Origin of the sequence: Bradyrhizobium sacchari, from assembly GCF_002068095.1 — a bacterium.
Taxonomy (GTDB): domain Bacteria; phylum Pseudomonadota; class Alphaproteobacteria; order Rhizobiales; family Xanthobacteraceae; genus Bradyrhizobium; species Bradyrhizobium sacchari.
The window spans coordinates 1-14,758 of sequence record NZ_LWIG01000017.1 but is presented as its reverse complement, the minus strand read 5'-3'; the positions used below and the strand labels follow the sequence as shown (position 1 = coordinate 14,758).

Annotated in this window: 12 protein-coding genes and 3 pseudogenes; 5 read left to right on the top strand and 10 right to left on the bottom strand. The window is 65.1% G+C overall.

The genetic code is table 11. The features are described from left to right. Positions 1 to 13: 13 nt before the first annotated feature. Positions 14 to 282 (bottom strand): annotated as a pseudogene (locus tag A5906_RS44795) (aminotransferase class I/II-fold pyridoxal phosphate-dependent enzyme); the annotation flags it as partial. Between the two features lies 1 nt (position 283). Next, positions 284 to 1,371: pseudogene (locus A5906_RS22000) on the bottom strand (aminotransferase-like domain-containing protein); the annotation flags it as partial. A 156-nt stretch (positions 1,372 to 1,527) separates the two neighbouring features. On the opposite strand from A5906_RS22000, the gene A5906_RS21995 reads away from it, so the two are divergent. Beyond that, the gene (locus A5906_RS21995) at positions 1,528 to 2,388 is read left to right on the top strand and encodes a DMT family transporter (protein ID WP_080137416.1); all 861 of its coding nucleotides are present in this window, start codon (positions 1,528 to 1,530) and stop codon (positions 2,386 to 2,388) included. Between the two features lie 65 nt (positions 2,389 to 2,453). Here the strand turns inward: A5906_RS21995 and A5906_RS21990 are convergent, their stop codons facing one another. After that, positions 2,454 to 3,395 carry a LysR family transcriptional regulator gene (locus tag A5906_RS21990; protein WP_080137415.1) on the bottom strand — a complete coding sequence of 314 codons (942 nt, stop codon included), beginning with the start codon at positions 3,393 to 3,395 and terminating at the stop codon, positions 2,454 to 2,456. A 95-nt stretch (positions 3,396 to 3,490) separates the two neighbouring features. Between A5906_RS21990 and A5906_RS21985 the strand changes: the two genes are divergently transcribed. Continuing rightward, positions 3,491 to 4,339 carry an NAD(P)H-dependent oxidoreductase gene (locus A5906_RS21985; RefSeq protein WP_080137450.1) on the top strand — a complete coding sequence of 283 codons (849 nt, stop codon included), beginning with the start codon at positions 3,491 to 3,493 and terminating at the stop codon, positions 4,337 to 4,339. Positions 4,340 to 4,451: 112 nt separating this feature from the next. Here the strand turns inward: A5906_RS21985 and A5906_RS21980 are convergent, their stop codons facing one another. The 3 genes from A5906_RS21980 to A5906_RS21970 form a co-directional block, all read right to left on the bottom strand. Then, positions 4,452 to 5,660, bottom strand: coding sequence for an EAL domain-containing response regulator (locus tag A5906_RS21980; protein ID WP_080137414.1), 1,209 nt, complete (start codon positions 5,658 to 5,660; stop codon positions 4,452 to 4,454). 285 nt (positions 5,661 to 5,945) lie between these two features. Beyond that, the gene (locus A5906_RS21975) at positions 5,946 to 6,371 is read right to left on the bottom strand and encodes a hypothetical protein (RefSeq protein ID WP_080137413.1); all 426 of its coding nucleotides are present in this window, start codon (positions 6,369 to 6,371) and stop codon (positions 5,946 to 5,948) included. Positions 6,372 to 6,723: 352 nt separating this feature from the next. Next, positions 6,724 to 7,887 carry a hypothetical protein gene (locus A5906_RS21970; RefSeq protein WP_080137412.1) on the bottom strand — a complete coding sequence of 388 codons (1,164 nt, stop codon included), beginning with the start codon at positions 7,885 to 7,887 and terminating at the stop codon, positions 6,724 to 6,726. Between the two features lie 337 nt (positions 7,888 to 8,224). Between A5906_RS21970 and A5906_RS21965 the strand changes: the two genes are divergently transcribed. Then, positions 8,225 to 8,842: a response regulator transcription factor gene (locus A5906_RS21965; RefSeq protein WP_080137411.1), complete on the top strand. Its 618-nt coding sequence runs from the start codon at positions 8,225 to 8,227 to the stop codon at positions 8,840 to 8,842. A gap of 53 nt (positions 8,843 to 8,895) precedes the next feature. Here A5906_RS21965 and A5906_RS21960 read toward each other — a convergent pair whose 3' ends face one another. The 4 genes from A5906_RS21960 to A5906_RS21945 all read right to left on the bottom strand — a co-directional run bounded on the left by A5906_RS21960 (position 8,896) and on the right by A5906_RS21945 (position 11,371). After that, complete coding sequence (locus A5906_RS21960) at positions 8,896 to 9,144, bottom strand: hypothetical protein (protein WP_080137410.1); 249 nt, start codon at positions 9,142 to 9,144, stop codon at positions 8,896 to 8,898. A 98-nt stretch (positions 9,145 to 9,242) separates the two neighbouring features. Continuing rightward, a complete protein-coding gene (locus A5906_RS21955) occupies positions 9,243 to 9,620 on the bottom strand; it encodes an Hpt domain-containing protein (protein WP_080137409.1) in 378 nt (125 codons plus the stop codon). A 153-nt stretch (positions 9,621 to 9,773) separates the two neighbouring features. Next, complete coding sequence (locus tag A5906_RS21950; RefSeq protein WP_186465204.1) at positions 9,774 to 10,472, bottom strand: Crp/Fnr family transcriptional regulator; 699 nt, start codon at positions 10,470 to 10,472, stop codon at positions 9,774 to 9,776. 188 nt (positions 10,473 to 10,660) lie between these two features. Continuing rightward, the gene (locus A5906_RS21945) at positions 10,661 to 11,371 is read right to left on the bottom strand and encodes a Crp/Fnr family transcriptional regulator (protein ID WP_080137449.1); all 711 of its coding nucleotides are present in this window, start codon (positions 11,369 to 11,371) and stop codon (positions 10,661 to 10,663) included. A 548-nt stretch (positions 11,372 to 11,919) separates the two neighbouring features. On the opposite strand from A5906_RS21945, the pseudogene A5906_RS21940 reads away from it, so the two are divergent. Continuing rightward, positions 11,920 to 12,297 (top strand): annotated as a pseudogene (locus tag A5906_RS21940) (response regulator). Positions 12,298 to 12,707: 410 nt separating this feature from the next. Then, positions 12,708 to 14,758: chemotaxis protein CheA (locus tag A5906_RS21935; RefSeq protein WP_080137407.1), on the top strand; the 2,051-nt coding region annotated here is incomplete at its 3' end.

Below are 14,758 nucleotides of genomic sequence, written 5' to 3'. Positions count from 1 at the left end.
GCGTTGATGATCTTCATGCCGCCTTCAGCGCCCGTCGCAGCACATCCCATATGCGCGGCTCGCTCATATGCGCCACGTTGAATCGCATGAAGTTTTGCGCCGTCTGCGAGACGCTGAACACGTTGCCAGGTGCGAGCACGACATCCTCTTCGAGCGCGGCGCGCGCCATCGCGGTGGCGTCCTGTCGGCCCGCGAGGCGGCACCAGAGGAAGAAGCCGCCGCGCGGCATCAGCCAGGGCTCGATACCGAGGGCCTGAAGTTTTCGCGCGACGTCGCGGCGGGNCGTGTGAGTCTCCGTCTCAGTTCGTCCATGTGCTTGCGATAGCCGCCGCCCGCCAGGACATTGGCGATGATGTCGGTCGCAACCGGGCTCGGGCCGCCAAAACTGGTCGCGACCTGGAGGTCGACCAATTGCTCGATCCAGTCTGCTCGTCCTGCGATGTAGCCGCAGCGCACCGAGGCCGACAGCGTCTTGGAGAAGCTGCCGATGCGGATCACGCGATTGAGTCCGTCGAGCGCGGCAAGGCGCGGCGAGCGCTCCGGCTCGAAATCGCCGAAGATGTCGTCCTCGACGATGGTGAGATCATGCGCGGCGGCCGCCGTCAGAAGCCGGTGCGCGGTCTGCAGCGACATCGTCGCGCCGGTCGGGTTATGCAGCGCTGAATTGGTGATGTAGAGCCGCGGCCGCTCGCTGCCGAGGACCTGCTCGAAGCGCGCGATGTCCGGGCCCGACGGCGTGTACGGCACGCTGATGATCCTGGCCTGGTGCGCGCGCAGCAGCGCGCGAAAATTGAAGTAGCAGGGATCGTCGACCAGCACGGTGTCGCCGGGACGCAGCAGGAAGCGGCAGATCAGGTCGGTTGCCTGCGTGCCCGACCCCGTCAGCATCAGCTGGTTGACCGAGGTCTCGATCTCATCTTCGGCGAGGCGCTTCAGCAGCAACCGGCGCAGGGCGGGGGAGCCGGATGTCGAGCCGTAGTTCGTCAAGACGCTCGCATCCGTGCGGGCAAGTGCGCGGGCGGCGCGGCGCAGGGCGTCCTCGGGCATCCAGTCCGGCGGCAGCCAGCCGCAGCCGGGCTTGAGCACGCTCTCGTCGGCATCGAGCGACTGCCTGGACACCCAGAACGGATCGACCGCGCGGTCGCGGCGCGGCTCGGCGTCGGTCAACGCCAGCGGCGGCATGACGCTCGGCGAAACATAGAAGCCCGAGCCGCGGCGGGCGCGGATCAGGCCCTCGGCCGCCAGGCGATCATAAGCTTCCACCACCGTCGAGGGCGAAACGCCCATCGTCGCGGCGAGACCGCGGATCGATGGCAGCCGGTCGCCGGGACCGAGCGCACGGCCGGCGACCCTGGCGCGGATCGCGCTCATCACACCGGTCGTCCGCGTTCCGTTGCGTCCCTTTGCCGGCGCATCGTCCAAAGTGTATGACCTTCCATATCCCTACAGTTCGGCAAAATTGTACTACATTGTTGCTGTCCTTGCCACCGCGGAAGGCCGAAGATCGCCGTCCAGAAAGAGGTGGGCATGCAATCGGCGGGCAGCGGCTGGGGCAACGGGCTTCTCGGCGTCATCATCTTCAGCGGCTCGCTGCCGGCGACGCGCGTCGCCGTCGGCGGCTTCTCAGCGCTGTTCCTGACCTCGGCACGGGCGGTCATTGCCGCGCTGATCGGTGCGGCCGTGCTCGGCCTGCTCCGTCAGGCGCGGCCGCAGCGGCGAGATATTGTCTCGCTCGCCATCGTCTCGATCGGTGTCGTGGTCGGCTTTCCCCTGCTGACGGCGCTCGCGCTCCAGCACATCACCTCGGCGCATTCGATCGTGTTCGTCGGGCTGTTGCCGCTGTCGACCGCGGTCTTCGCCGTGCTGCGCGGCGGCGAGCGGCCAAAGCCGCTGTTCTGGCTGTTCGCGATCCTCGGCAGCGCCACGGTGGCGGGATTCGCTCTCTCCAGCGACGGCTCCGCCTCGCTCACCGGCGATCTCCTGATGGTCGCGGCGGTCGTGCTGTGCGGGCTCGGCTATGCAGAAGGCGCCACGCTGTCGCGCCGGCTCGGCGGCTGGCAGGTGATCTCCTGGGCGTTGCTGCTGGCGCTGCCGCTGATGCTGCCCGTGGTGGCCCTGACCTGGCCGCCAGCATGGAGCGGCGTCGGTGCGCCGGCCTGGATCGGGCTCGCCTATGTCTCCGTCTTCAGCATGTTCGTCGGCTTCATCTTCTGGTACCGCGGGCTCGCCGTCGGCGGCATCGCCCGCGTTGGCCAGTTGCAGCAGCTGCAGCCCTTCTTCGGCCTCGCGCTCGCCGGCCTGCTGCTGCACGAGCCGGTCGCCTGGAGCATGATCGCCGCGACCGCCCTCGTGGTCGTCTGCGTCTTCTTCGCGCGACGGTTCGCGTGACGGCAGCTCTTCCCGCATGATCCGGAAAGGTGCAAAGCAGCTTTCCGGGAAGATCTCGTCGCGCTTTAGCCCGGTCTCCTGCCGGACGGGAGCCTTTCGATGCCGGGCATTCGCGCGATCTGCTCGGCGAGAAAATCGACCAGCAGTCGTACCCGCGCGATGCCGGACCGTTCGGGCACGATCAGCATGTTGAGTGGAACGGGAGGCGGCGAATAGTCGGGAAGCACGCGTTCCAGCTTTCCGGCGGCAAGAAGATCCCCGATCAGCCAAAGATGTGCGGGCGCAATGCCGCGGCCAGCCGCGAGCGCTTCCCGGGCCGCAAGCCCGTGATCGACGCGCAAGCGCCCGGCGAGGGGTATGGCATGGCGGCCGCCGCGGCGTCCGTGCAGTACGAGCACATCACTCCCGGCGATGTTGGACATCCGCACTCCCTCGTGCTTGACGATATCCTGTGGGCGCGCGGGCCTGCCGTGCGCGGCCAGGTATTCAGGTGAGGCTACGAGGATTCGCTGCGACTGGCCAAGCGGCTTGAGCTTCATCGAGCTGTCGGTGAGCGGCCCCAGTCGGAGCGCGACATCGACACCTTCCCGCACGAGGTCGATCCGCTCGTCGGTCAGGCTGAGATCCACCGACACGTCGGGATAGCGGTCCTGGAAGGCGAAGACAAAACGGCTGACGTGGAGCACGCCGAAGGCAGCGGTGCAGGAGACCCGCACCGTCCCGGCGGGTGCGCCGCGCGTGCTGCGCGCCTCTTCGCTCGCCTGCTCGACGAGGCGCAGGATCTGCACGCAGTCGGCGTAATAGCGGCGCCCTTCGTCGGTCATTGTCACCCTGCGTGTCGTCCGCGTGAGCAGCGGCACCCCGACCGCCTGCTCCAGCTCCCGAATGTGCCGCGTCACCGACGACTGGCCGACACTGAGCTCGCGCGCGACCGCGGACAGGCTGCCTCGCTCGGCGACCCGCACGAAGCTGCGCATGCGCTCGAGCGTGACCTCCGATTTATCCATTTTTCGGCATAATCCTATCCACCAGCTACATCTAACGAGTCGCGGCACGCCGCGCTACCTGCTGAGCGAAATCTTCCAACCAGATGGTGCCGAACATGAAAGTGCTGATTGTCTTTGCTCATCCCGAACCGCGCTCGCTCAACGGCGCTTTGCGAGACGTGGCCGTCGAGGCGCTCCAGGCGCAGGGTCACGACGTGCGGGTGTCGGATCTATATGCCCAGAGCTGGAAATCGGACGTCGACCGCGCGGACTTCCCGTCGCTTCCAGGCGACGCCCGGCTTGCGCCCGCCGCTGCGTCCAAGCTGGCGTTCGAGGCCGGCACATTGACCGCCGACGTCAAAAGCGAGATCGAGAAGCTGCTGTGGGCGGACATGCTGATCCTGCAATTTCCCCTGTGGTGGTTCAGCATGCCGGCGATCTTGAAGGGCTGGGTCGATCGCGTGTTCGCTTACGGCTTTGCGTACGGCGTCGGTGAACACAGCGAGAAGCGGTGGGGAGACCGTTATGGCGAGGGTACATTGGCAGGCAAACGCGCGATGCTGATCGTGACCGCCGGCGGCTGGCAGGAGCATTACTCGGCGCGCGGGATCAATGGGCCGATCGACGACCTGCTGTTCCCGATCAACCACGGCATTCTGTATTATCCTGGATACGACGTGCTTCCGCCCTTCGTGGTCTATAAATCCGACAAGCTCGACGAAGCAGGTTTTGAGGCGGTTGCGGCGCGTCTGCGCGAGAGGATGAGCACGCTTGCGACGACCCCTCCGATCGCCTATCGGCGCCAGAACGGCGGCGACTACCTGATTCCGGACATGCAGCTGCGTTCAGGACTGGAGGACCCTGGCGTGAGCGGCTTCGCACTTCACGTCGGACGCTCCCAGACCCGCCATGACGAGCCGGACACCTTGGGTTCGGCGACAGAGGCCAGCGCGGCCGTCGCGTAGCCCCGCGAATTGCCTTGCCTGCCGCGCGCGAGAATCGCGACAGCGCGCGGCATGGCGGAATGCTTCGCGGCGATCGTCAATGGAGGGCCGGACGTGAGCGCCGCGAACGAGCTCACTCCAGCACCGTTCGCGTCAGCGTGCTCCTTGCGAACTTCTTCAGCGGCATCGGCTTGCCGAACAGGAAGCCCTGCACGAGGTCGAAGCCGAGTTCGTTGGCGGCGACGAGGTCGGCGCGGCTCTCGACGCCTTCGGCGATGGCGCCGACGCCGTAGCCCTGTGCAAGCTCGACGATGTGGCGGCATACCGTGCGTTTCAGCCGGTCATCGCCGCTGCCGGTGACGAAGTGACGGTCCGCCTTGAGCTTGATGAAAGGGATCTTGCCAAGGTCCATCAGCGACGGCCAGTTTACGCCGAGATTGTCGATCGACAGGCCGATATTGTGCAGGCGCACCTCGCGCGCGACCTCGGCGAGGTGATCGAGATCGCGGATTGCCTCCTCGCTGTCGATCTCGATCGTCAGGCCGCCGAAGGCCGGATGCGTCGGCATCCGGCGACAGAGATCGTTCACGGCCCGCGGCTCCCTCAGATACGACGCCGGCAGGTTGATCGAGAGATCGACCGGGCTCTGGTGCTCCAGCAGATAGTGCCAATCCTGCACGGCGCGCTCGATCACGAACTCCGACAGGTCGCGCAAGTGCGGATCGTGCGCTTCGGGAATGAAATAGGCCGGCGGCACCACGCCCCAGGTTGGATGCCGCATCCGCACCAGCGCTTCGGCGCCGTTGCGGATCAGCGTCCGCGCGTCGATCTTGGGCTGGTACCACAGCTCGAGCCAGCCGGCATGCAGGGCCTCGCCGACATGCACGGCCGGGCTCGGCGCTGGCTCCTCCGGCAGTAGCATCGCGACGCGTTCGCGCAGCGTCTCCGCGGCAAAGGGCGTCGTCAGCGGCGGCAGCATCGCAAGGCCATATTCCTCGCCAACCTGCTGCACGGCCCTGACGATGATCGACTCGCGGGCGCCGACGGCGAGAACCTTGCCGTCGAAGGCCTCGCGCACCAGCGTCTCCAGGAACTTTCCGGGCTCGATGCCGTCGGCGGAGATGCCGAGCAGGATCAGGTCCGGCAAGTCGCTCGCCAGTATGGTTTGCAGCTCCTCCGCGCTGGCGCATTCGCTGGTGACGAAGCCGAGGTCCTCCAGCACTTCGGCGAGGAAAGCACGCAAATGGCGCTTGCCGTCAGCGACGCAAGCGCGCGGCGTCATCTTTCGCCGACCGAAGGTCTTGGGCCTTCGTCCGGCGAGCTCTACAATTTCATCGTTCATCGCAAGCCACTCCCGTTCCGCGACCGGTGTTAGCGACGGGAGCAGTTTCAAATATGGAGGGCCTCAGCCGATTGTTGAATTATCTGGGTAACGTTAAAGCACGCACCACGTCTAAAATTGTCTAGATCTCGTTGGAGAAGTCTTTACGTCTCACCGCACGTGACAGCCGCGTGACGCCGTCATCGCGGAAGAATCTCGAACGACGCGGCCCCACGAGCGCGCGAGGACGGTGTCCTGCAATAGGACGAGGCCGTTCGCGTTTCGCCCAATTGAATAATGGACGCCTCAATTGCTTGTGGCCTTGTCGTGTTGGGCCATCCCGACCGCCTTGTAGTCGTAGGTCGGATAGAACTCGGTGCGGTAAGGACCCCACGCGGTGTCCTCGATGACGCGATTGACCTCGCGCAGCCGCGAGGCCGGCAGGCGCAGCGTGACGACCTGGCCGATGCCCATCATCACGTACCAGCTCACGACCTCGATTCCGGGCGGCGGAAACGCCTTGCGGAATCCCTGCTTGTCGAGCTGCGCATTTAATTCGCCGAGTGGGCGAGATTGGTCGTGCTTGAAGAAGATGGTGAGCAGCACCGCGTTGTCAGCGGTTGGTGCCGCATCACCCTGTGGCGGCGACGTCTGCGCCATCGTCGTTGACGTCAGAGCCAGCGCGGCCGTCAGCAGGGCTGCGATCGTCAATATCCGTCGGTTCGACCTCATGGCTTCCTTCCCAATGCCTCATCCGATGCATCGGAGGATAGGAGCGGTGGCACGGCCGAAGAACTCATTTTCGCGCGATGCGCGCATGTTCCGTCTTCGCTCGTGACGGTTCTGCGACAATGCGCGCGGGCGAGACGGCGGGCGTGTGAAGCAGATCACATCCGCATTGCTGCAGGTGCGCTAATGGTCCGCGTAGCCGGTGGTGGGCTGTCGAGGATTGCAGCTATGTCGATGCGGCGAATGATGTATTGGTGGTTCAGGTTCGTGCTGTCGGGGCGATTTATGGATCGCTTCCTGTGCCTGCCGCGCTAGCCGCGCTGCGTGACCTGGCCCTTCGTGGCCGAATCCCGATCTAGGTCTGACCGATCAGTTTGCGAAACGCCGCCGCGCCGTCCTGCACGACGTCGCGCCCCTTCCAGGCGAGATAGGAGAGCTTGCCGCCGAGCGTGTCGTGGCTGCGCAGCCGGCGCGAGCCGAGGATGTGGCCGACATTGGACGGGAAACGGCTCACCTCGGCGGACACCAGTGCAGCGATCGCGTCCATCAATTGCTGGAGGCGGATGCCCCATTCGCTGGCCTCGATGCCGTCGATGCGGACCTTCAGCGCATATTCGGTGTCGTAGATCTCGGCAAGCAGGTCGCGGGCGACCAGCACCCGGTTGTTCCGGAGCGCGATCCGCAAGGCGAGACGCTTGTCGTCGAGCCGGTCGAGCACCATGGGCACGACGCAGGCATAGGGCGCGGCGGCGACGTCGGCCGCGGCCTTGCTCGCGGCGGCCTTGGTGGCAAGGCGGACCAATTGCCAGGGCGTCTTCAGCCGTCGCGCCACCAGCGCCAGCGCGAAAGGCAGCGCATCCGGGTGAGATTTCTTGAAGGCATCGAGCAGCGCGGTGATCTGCGCGACCTTGCCGTCGTCGAATTTCGCGATCTTCTCGGGCAGCTTGTCGTTGAACTTCGGCAGCGCGCTGCCTGCGCGCAGCACCTGCTGCATCTTCCTCACGTCGTCGAAAGCGGTGCGCGAGGCGGTGTATTGCGCGAGCTTGCCGCGCGCGAGCTCGGTGCTCTCCTCGGAGGCGAGCGTGTTCTCGAGCACCTTGACGACCTTGGTCTGGAAGTTCGCCGCGATCTTCAGCACTTCCTTGGGGTTGTTGGCGGCGACCTGGTCGTTGATCGCCTTGACGTAGTCGCGCGCCATGGTCGGCAGCAGGTCGCGGCAGATCCACTCCCAGATCGGGGTGAGCGTGTTGCGCGAAATGCGCCCCGCATTGGCATGCTCGGGTGCGCCGTCGATCAGAAGCAGCTCGAGCGGCGCGAAGAAATAGCGCGAGGGGCTGGTCGCGCGCGCCTGGGTCGATCCGTCCTTGCGAAATTCAGCGCGCAGGCGTGCTTGCACCTCGGGCGAGCCGGGCATGTCGATGCCGCACAGCTCGAGCCGCTCGAGCTCGCTGAGCAGACAGCTGCGCGACAGCGGCGTCAGCCTCTGCAGAAATTCCGACAGCCGATCGATCTCGTTCATGGCACGCAATCTTCCGCAACGATTCCAGCTGGCCTATGGGCCAAACGCATGGAGGCATTTGCGCGCTCTCAATCGTGACCTAGAGAAGCAAGTCGCCGTTAATTATTCCGTAAAATCCGGGGGAGGGGGGACGGCCGGGGAGGCGGCGATTCGGGGCTTCGACCGGTTTGCACGGCATTTGGGCGAAATTCTCAACCCTTGCATGGTCGCAGCAAGCCTTGCGCAAGCATAAATTGTGCCGGTGTCGGCATTTTAGCGCAAAACTGACAAAATCACCGTAGTCTTACGGAGCAGAAAGTTAACCACAGAGCGGCCGCGGTTCCGCTAAACAAGTCACATGGGGTCACAGAATGATACGGCCACCGATTCGCGGCCGTCGGAATGGTACGAAAGCAGCACTGCTCCAGCTGAAGAGCTCGATTTCGTCCGCCTGAACGCCGCCCGGGCGAAAGCGGCCGATGAAATGGCGGCGGCCATCGCCCGCGAGCTCAACGGTCCCCTGACTGCGCTCCTGCTCTATATGGGCGAGATCAAGCATCACAGCGATCAGCTCGCGCCCGTTACGGCCGACCGTGCCTATCTGCAGCGGGTGGTGGAGAATGCGCTGACGCAGACCGAGCGCGTTTGCGGCCTGGTCAAGCAGCTTGCCGGCCCTCACAAGGGGGCCTCGCCGCTTCCGACCCGGATCGAAGACGCAGAATCGAACGCCCCCCGCACGCCGCAGCGCATGCCGAGTGCCGAGCTGACGGGCCCGTCGGGTCAGAAACGCCTGACCAAGCGCGAACGCGAGGTGCTCCGCCTGATCAGCGAAGGGTACTCGAACAAGCAGGGTGCGCTTCGGATGCAGATCAGTCCGCGCACGTTCGAGAGCCATCGCGCCGAGGCGATGCGCAAGCTCGGTGCGCGCAACACCGCGGATCTCGTCCGCGCCGCGCTGCTGCATTCGATCGATTGAGGTTCTGCCCTGCGCCGCCGCAGGCGGCGGGGCTGGAGAGAAGCCGGTCGCGGTCAGAAATAATCTTCAGCGAAGGGACGCAGGCGCGACGAAGGCCGCAGCGGCTTGAGCTCTTCCTTCGGCACGTTCGGGATGATCGTGATGGTCCAGCGCGGAGGGATGCTCGATTCCTGCTCCAGCACAGAGCGCACGAAGCCAGTCACCGTCGACTCGCCGGATTTCACGGTCGCCATCCGGCCGTTGAACTGGGCGATGCGGAAGCGACGGACCTCCTTCTGGTCCGCAGTCTCATAGGTGAACATGGAAACCCTCCTGGTTTCCCGCGACTATCGCCACCTATGATTAGCCATCTCTAAAAATCACAAACCGTAGAAGTACGGCGGGTTTAGCGCGGCCTGCGCTAGCATTGCGGCTCCTGTGCGCGCGCGGCTTGGTAGGCCGCGTCCATCCGGTCCAGGAGATCGCGGAATTCGCTGTCGCCGAGCGTCTCCGCCGTCTTCTCCAGCCGCAACGCCAGCGCCGCGAGCCTGACATAGCCGAACGTTCCGGCCGCGCTCTTCAGCGAATGCGCCTCGCGCGCGATCTTGCCGTGGTGCTGCGCGAGCGCGAGCGTGCGAAACAGCCGCAATCGCGCGCAGGTCTCGCTCCAGAACACGGCACGCACCTCGCGGGCGCCGTCCTCGCCGATTTCGCGCACCAGCGCCGCGTACGCACCCGGCTCGCGCGCGGGCTCGACATCGAAAGTTCCCTGCGCAGGCGCAACGGTCACGTCAAACATGGTCTTGCCCCTGGTCACGGTGCATTGGTCGCGCGGCGTGGGCAGCGCGTGGCTCGCTCCGTGTCTACGGCATTTGAATTTCAGTTCCGGTAGCAGGACGGAAGGTGTTTGCGAGCCGCCGTTAGCCGTAGGTTTACCACACGGCCGCGCCGCTCAGCGCTGGCCGAGCAGCCGGTCGTACTGGGCCTTCACGGTGGCGTAGCACTCGCACGCCGTCTGGCGCAGGCCATCCAGGTTCTGGAGCTGGATGTGCCCGCGGCTGTAGTGGATGAAATTGGCCTGCTGCAAGGTGTTGGCGACCAGCGACACGCTGTTGCGCCGCGCTCCGATCATTTGCGCCATCGCCTCCTGGGTCAGTAGCAGCCGGTAGTCGCCCGACAGGTCATGGGTATGCAACAGGCAGCGCGACAGCCGCGATTCCACCGGGTGGGCGGCGTTGCAGCCGGCGGTCTGCTGGACCTGCGCGTAGACCGCGAGCCCGTGGCGGGTGAGCAATGTCCGCAAAGTGCTGCTCTGGTCAGCCGCAACGCGCAGCCGGTCGAGCTCCATCATGGACGCGGCGCCGGGAACCAGGACGATCGCTGTATTCAGCGCGCACGCATCGCCCATGGTCGAGAGCGTGCCGAGCAGGCTGTCGCGGCCGATCATGGCGACCTGCACATGCTCGCCCTTGGCGAGCTTCACCACCAGCGAGATGACGCCGCGGTGGGGAAAGTAAGCGCGCTTGAGCGTCTCGCCGGTCTCGACCAGCACGGCCTCATGCGGCAGGTCGACGGTGCGCAGGTGTGGGCGGATCAATTCATAATCGTCCGCCGACAGCGCGGACAGGAAACCGTTGGATGGACGCACCATTGTTTCCAAAGCTGCCTCCCGTCTCCCGCATCGGTGAGCCGCGGCAACCGAGATGGCTCCCGGCACGGGTAAGTTCCATCATGTTCACGTCGGGATATATTGGCAATTGGGACAAGTTGTCCGGGGGCGATCAACCCTGCGGCGCTGAGTGCAATTCGGCATGCAGGCTGCTCGCGTCGGCACTGTCGTCACCGCGGTGGTCCGAGCAGGCGCAAATGGGAGGCCTTGACCGCCGAATAGCAGTCGCAGGCCGTCGCCTTCAGCGCGGCTGGATCGAGAATCTCGATCTGGCCGCGGGTGTAGCGGATGATGCGGGCCCGCTGCAGCGCATGCGCGACGAGGGAAATGGCGTTGCGCCGCACACCCATCATCTGTGCCAGCGCTTCCTGTGTCAGCGGGAGGATCGCGCTGTCGGACAGGTCGCGGGCTCGCAGCAGCCAGCGTGCCAGCCGGGCTTCGACCGGGTGCAGCGTGTTGCAGAGCAACGACTGCTGCGCATGCGCGAGCAGAACTTGCTCATGTCGGACAATCAGACTTCGAAACGGCAGGCTTGCAGCCGCGATCGTCCGGAACGCACCGATTTCCAGCATAGAAGCCGCGCCGGGAAAGAGCACGGTCGCATCCGCCGGCGCGATGCCGTCGGCAAGCGCCGCGCCGCCACCCACGACGTTGTCGCGCCCCAGCATCGCGACCTCGATCATCTGTCCTTCAGAAAGGCCCACCGTGATCGAAACGGATCCGCTGTGCGGGAAGTAGACATGGCGCAGCGCGGCGCCGGCCTCGCCCAAGACAGACTCCCTGACCATTTCGACCGTTGCGAGATGGGGACGCAGCAGATCGAAGTCTGCCGCATCGAGCATTTGCAGCAGCTGGTTGGACGGGTAGCCGCTCGCGGTCATGCAGAACCAATTCCGGCGCGTGCGATCCATGATCAACGCCGCGCCTCGTCATTCAGTTGTACGGCGAATAGATAATATTGTACAGGTTGTGGGGCGTCCATATACCCATTAGAGGGCAGACACGCTGGCGCATTTGCGGCGGAAATAAGGGTTGCGTGCTGATTCACGCACGCGGCTGGCGTGTAAATCCAACGTCGTCAGTCGGGAAGAACCGGCAGGGGGCCCTGATAAGCCGGAAGCTGGCGGTCGGTGGCAGATATTGCGTTCGCGTTGCCATCGGATATCGGCTGATCCGCGCAGCCTCGCTTGCCCGCCACTGTCACATCATTCGTCAGAGATTGTTTCGCGCCCCTGCCTGACGTGGCCACAGATTTCGCGTCCATCGCCTGCCCCGCCGGCGGCGTTCGCATCCGTCAGTTTTTCGATCCAAACCAGAGGAGAAGGGCGTGCCCCACGGTTCAATTGCTGAATCGCCGATACGGGAAGCTCAAACGGCGACAGAAAGCCTGCGCCATATTCTCGTGGTCGACGAGGACCCGATGGTCTGAATGGCCATCGAGGTCTATCTGCAGCGAAACAATTTTCGAGTGACGATTGCCGAAGGAGGTGAAGCAGGATTGCGCGCTCTTGAACACGAACGGTTCGATCTGATGATCATCGACATCTTCATGCCTCACATGCGCGGCTTCGAATCGATCAGTATCTTCCACGAGCGCGCGCCTGCCATTCCGCGGATCGCGATGTCCGGTTACGCATAAGCAAACCTGAATTCGCCGGCGCCCGACTTCCTGCGGATGGCGCTCGAGCTCGGCGCGGCGTGCTGTCTGCGCAAGCCGTTCACGCCGCACGCGCTGCTCGCCGCCATCAACAATTGCCTCGCGGAACACCGTTCGGACGACGTTGCGTCGGCCGCGCGCCTGGGTTAGCGCGGCGCCGGTTGCATCGGCGGCGGGATAAGCGTTCGTTTACCACAACCGCAGACCTTGCCGATCGCGGCAGGGCGTGAAGCGATGATCGCGCGAGCACTCTCGGCCGCCGCCGATCTCACGCGAGCAGTGCCTATCGTCCTTCACGGGCAGAGCTTTTTTGCGCGCACCGTGCCGCCCTTACCGGCGCGTTTACCCGATGTTTCCTCCAGTCACGGCTCGGTGCCAGCCGCGCCGGAAAACGTTGCCGCCCGCGGTCGAAGCGCAAACTTCTCTTCAATATCCGTATTAGCACGGAGGATGAAATTAACGGGACCGTGAAAGGGGTTGTCTAACGATCTAAAGCGAGGACTTCCGCCGATTCCAGGCGCGGCTCAGGCGTCGAAGTCCAGTTCAGTAAGGCGTATCCCATGGATGATCTGTTGCGGGAGTTCTTGACGGAGACCAGCGAGAGCCTGGACACCGTCGACAATCAGCTGGTGAAGTTCGAGCAGGAGCCGAACAACGCCAAGATCCTGGATAACATCTTCCGCCTGGTCCACACCATCAAGGGGACGTGCGGCTTCCTCGGCCTGCCGCGGCTCGAAGCGCTGGCGCATGCCGGCGAGACGCTGATGGGCAAGTTCCGCGACGGCATGCCGGTCACGGCCGAAGCGGTGACGGTGATCCTGTCCTCGATCGACCGCATCAAGGAGATCCTGGCCGGCCTGGAAGCGACCGAAGCCGAGCCTGAAGGTACCGACCGCGATCTCATCGACAAGCTGGAAGCGATGGTCGAGCAGGGCATGGCCGCGATGGCCGCCGGCGCTGCTGCTCCTGTCGCCGACGCGCCGCCGCTGGCGCCGGAAGCGCCTGTTGCCGCCGCGCCCGCCAAGGCGATGACCACGGGCTCGCTGGTCGACCAGACCCTGGAGCGTCCGCTGCGCCCCGGCGAAGTCTCGCTCGACGAGCTCGAACGCGCCTTCCGCGAGACCGCGATCGAAGCGCCGGTCCCCGCGCCCGTCGCCAAGGCCGAGCCGGCACCTGCGCCGGCTGCCGAAGCGCCGGCACCTGCCGCCAAGGAAGCTGCGAAGGAAGCTGCGAAGGAAGCCAAGGCGCCCAAGGCCGCGCCGAAGAAGTCGATGGCCGACGAGGGCGCCTCCGAGGGCGACCGCATCGCCAACCAGTCGATCCGCGTCAACGTGGATACGCTGGAGCATCTGATGACCATGGTCTCCGAGCTGGTCCTGACCCGCAACCAGCTTCTGGAGATCTCCCGCCGCAACGAGGACACCGAGTTCAAGGTGCCGCTGCAGCGCCTCTCCAACGTCACCGCCGAGCTGCAGGAAGGCGTCATGAAGACGCGCATGCAGCCGATCGGCAATGCCTGGCAGAAGCTGCCCCGCATCGTCCGCGACCTCTCGAGCGAACTCGGCAAGCAGATCGAGCTCGAGATGCACGGCGCCGACACCGAGCTCGACCGCCAGGTGCTCGACCTGATCAAGGACCCGCTCACCCACATGGTGCGCAACTCCGCCGATCACGGCCTGGAGACCCCCGCCGAGCGCCTGGCGAGCGGCAAGGGCGAGCAGGGCACCATTCGCCTGTCCGCCTATCACGAGGGCGGCCACATCATCATCTGCATCGCCGACAACGGAAGAGGTCTCAACACCGAGAAGATCAAGGCCAAGGCGCTCTCCTCCGGTCTCGTCACCGAGGCTGAGCTCGAGAAGATGAGCGAAGCCCAGATCCACAAGTTCATCTTCGCGCCGGGCTTCTCCACCGCGGCCGCCATCACCTCGGTCTCGGGCCGCGGCGTCGGCATGGACGTGGTGCGCACCAATATCGACCAGATCGGCGGCACCATCGACATCAAGTCGGTGGCCGGCGAAGGCTCCTCCGTCACCATCAAGATCCCGCTGACCCTCGCCATCGTCTCCGCCCTGATCGTCGAGGCCGCCGGTGACCGCTTCGCGATCCCGCAGCTCTCGGTGGTCGAGCTGGTGCGGGCCCGCGCCAACTCCGAGCACCGCATCGAGCGCATCAAGGACACGGCGGTCTTGCGTCTGCGCAACAAGCTGCTGCCGCTGATCCATCTGAAGAAGCTCCTGAAGATCGACGACGGCGCGGCGTCCGATCCCGAGAACGGCTTCATCGTGGTCACGCAAGTCGGCAGCCAGACGTTTGGCATCGTCGTCGATGGTGTCTTCCATACGGAAGAGATCGTCGTGAAGCCGATGTCGACCAAGTTGCGTCACATCGACATGTTCTCCGGCAACACCATCCTGGGCGATGGCGCCGTCATCATGATCATCGACCCCAACGGCATTGCCAAAGCTCTCGGCGCCGCCGGCTCCTCGGCCCATGACATGGGCGACGAGAACGGCGCGCACCACATCGGCTCGGGCGAGCAGACCACCTCGCTGCTGGTGTTCCGCGCCGGTTCGTCCCAGCCCAAGGCGGTCCCGCTCGGCCTCGTCAC

Coding starts and splice junctions, on each gene's coding strand:
- A5906_RS21990 (WP_080137415.1), bottom strand. CDS start 3,395: ATGGATAAATCGGAGGTCACGCTCGAGCGCATGCGCAGCTTCGTGCGG.
- A5906_RS21965 (WP_080137411.1), top strand. CDS start 8,225: ATGGGGTCACAGAATGATACGGCCACCGATTCGCGGCCGTCGGAATGG.
- A5906_RS21995 (WP_080137416.1), top strand. CDS start 1,528: ATGCAATCGGCGGGCAGCGGCTGGGGCAACGGGCTTCTCGGCGTCATC.
- A5906_RS21975 (WP_080137413.1), bottom strand. CDS start 6,371: ATGAGGTCGAACCGACGGATATTGACGATCGCAGCCCTGCTGACGGCC.
- A5906_RS21955 (WP_080137409.1), bottom strand. CDS start 9,620: ATGTTTGACGTGACCGTTGCGCCTGCGCAGGGAACTTTCGATGTCGAG.
- A5906_RS21985 (WP_080137450.1), top strand. CDS start 3,491: ATGAAAGTGCTGATTGTCTTTGCTCATCCCGAACCGCGCTCGCTCAAC.
- A5906_RS21970 (WP_080137412.1), bottom strand. CDS start 7,887: ATGAACGAGATCGATCGGCTGTCGGAATTTCTGCAGAGGCTGACGCCG.
- A5906_RS21960 (WP_080137410.1), bottom strand. CDS start 9,144: ATGTTCACCTATGAGACTGCGGACCAGAAGGAGGTCCGTCGCTTCCGC.
- A5906_RS21980 (WP_080137414.1), bottom strand. CDS start 5,660: ATGAACGATGAAATTGTAGAGCTCGCCGGACGAAGGCCCAAGACCTTC.
- A5906_RS21950 (WP_186465204.1), bottom strand. CDS start 10,472: ATGGTGCGTCCATCCAACGGTTTCCTGTCCGCGCTGTCGGCGGACGAT.
- A5906_RS21945 (WP_080137449.1), bottom strand. CDS start 11,371: ATGACCGCGAGCGGCTACCCGTCCAACCAGCTGCTGCAAATGCTCGAT.